The sequence below is a fragment of the Mesorhizobium sp. M7A.F.Ca.CA.003.01.2.1 genome, assembly GCF_003998945.1.
GTDB lineage: Bacteria > Pseudomonadota > Alphaproteobacteria > Rhizobiales > Rhizobiaceae > Mesorhizobium > Mesorhizobium ciceri.
On the sequence record NZ_RZRA01001075.1, the window covers coordinates 1 to 1,749 of the forward strand.

A 1,749-nucleotide genomic window follows, 5' to 3' on the forward strand; every position below is an offset into this window, starting at 1 on the left:
AGCTTTGCGCGGGCGGTCGGCAATGACCGCCAGTTCGCGGCGCTGTGCGAGAAGGTCGTTGATCTGCCACATCTGGCTGGGGATTCGCGCTTCATCAAAGCAGGGGCGCGCGCCACCAACCGTGAGGCGCTGATCCCGCAACTAGCCGCCGTCTTCAAGACCAAGCCACGTGACCACTGGATGGCCACCTGTGCCGCCGCCAGCGTGCCGGCCGGCACGGTAAAATCGATACCGGAAGTCTTCGACAGTCCCAATGTGCGCGAGCGTGGCCTCGTCCAGACCTTGCCGCATCCGCATCTCGGCTCCGTCGCCATGGTGCGCCCGGCGCAGGGACTTGCCGCGCAGCTGACCGCGGACTTCACCGCGCCGCCGATGCTGGGCCAGGACACAGCTGCCGTGCTGGCCGACGTGCTCGGCTATAGCGCCGAGATCATCGACCAGCTGATCGGCACCGGCGCCATCGGCGTCTATACGCCGGCCGCCGAACCGATCCCCGCCTGATCTTCATGGAGCTTGACGGGCCTTCGTCTCGCATTTGCAGGTCGACTGAATGGTTCTTCAACAGGGCGAAGAGCCGTTCCTTGTTTTGGGGCAATCCCCTGGGGAAAGCGCTATGCGCTTTTCCCGGGAAACCGCTTCACCTTTTCTGGAATTGCTCGGCCGGCTACTTCTGCTGGCCGTAATTCTTGTAGCGCCCGCGAATGGCGGGGATCTCGCTGCCCTCGATGAGCACCGGCGTGCCGGCGCTGCGCGCCAAAAGGTACTGCCGCGCCAGGGTTTCCAGCTTGATGGTGCGGATGAGCGCCGTGTCGAGATCGCCGCCGAAGGCGATCATGCCATGATTGGCGAGCAGGCAAGCCGTGCGGTCCTTGAGCGCGACGACGGCAACCTTGGCCAGTTCGCTTGACGCGAAAAGCGCATAGTCCGAGCAGCGCACATCATCGCCGCCGAAGCCCGCCACCATGTAGTGGAACAGTGGCAGCGGTTCACGCAGGCACGACAGCGCCACGCAATGGTCGGGATGGGCATGCACGACGGCGCCGGCCTCGGGAAACGCCTTGTAGATTTCGGCGTGCATCTCCCATTCGCTCGACGGCCGGAACGCAGCGTCCCAGGATCCATCGAGCTGCATCGCCACCATTTGCTCCGGCCGCAAGGCGCTTGTGGCTATTCCCGTCGGCGTGATCAGCATGCCGCCTGTCGTGCGCACGCTGATGTTTCCGGTGGTGCCGACATTCATCCCGCTGGCGTCCAGCGTCTGCGTCGTGGTGATCAGGCTCGTGCGTTCGATTTCGAGTTCCATCACGATGCTCTCCTTGCCGGTGGCCATGTGTCGATCGCCGGCGCAATAGTGCTCGGCCGTGTCATGTCTTGCAGAACGTCGGTGAAGATATCGGGGCCGCCGAGCTTTCCCGATTTCAGCATCAGCGCCAGCGGATCGGAGGGCCGGCCGGGGAGGTGAGCGATGGCGCGCGACAGTCCGGGGCCCTCATAGGCGCCCATGGCGATCCGGTCGATGCCGAGCGCCTTCACCACCGAACCGGCGGTCTCGCCGCCGGCGACGACGAGCCGGCGGACGCCGAGTTCGCGCACCAGAATCTGGGCAATCCCGGCCAGGATCTCTTCCGCCCTTGCCGCCACCATATCGCGGCCATGCGCCTGCTGCAGCGCTTCGACGGTCGCTTGCGGCGCTGTCGTAGCAATGGCGATCATCGCGCCGGGCAAATGCCGTTGGGCGAAGGTACGCGC

3 protein-coding genes are annotated in these 1,749 nt (G+C 65.2%); 1 reads left to right on the forward strand and 2 read right to left on the reverse strand.

Annotated features, from left to right (window positions below):
- Positions 1–501, forward strand: a 501-nt coding sequence (locus EN969_RS29815; RefSeq protein ID WP_164758617.1) for a CoA transferase, incomplete at its 5' end; no start/stop codon positions are given.
- 163 nt (positions 502–664) lie between these two features.
- Here the strand turns inward: EN969_RS29815 and EN969_RS29820 are convergent.
- Together EN969_RS29820 and EN969_RS29825 are read right to left on the reverse strand one after the other, a co-directional pair.
- Positions 665–1,330, reverse strand: coding sequence for a class II aldolase/adducin family protein (locus tag EN969_RS29820; protein ID WP_245467560.1), 666 nt, complete (start codon positions 1,328–1,330; stop codon positions 665–667).
- On the reverse strand, positions 1,303–1,749 hold a 447-nt coding region (locus tag EN969_RS29825; protein WP_281060042.1), incomplete at its 5' end, for a nucleotide-binding domain containing protein. The genes EN969_RS29820 and EN969_RS29825, both read right to left, overlap by 28 nt.

Bases quoted from the DNA above. Each gene is read 5' to 3' on its own strand.
- EN969_RS29820 (WP_245467560.1), bottom strand. From the start codon at position 1,330: ATGGCCACCGGCAAGGAGAGCATCGTGATGGAACTCGAAATCGAACGC.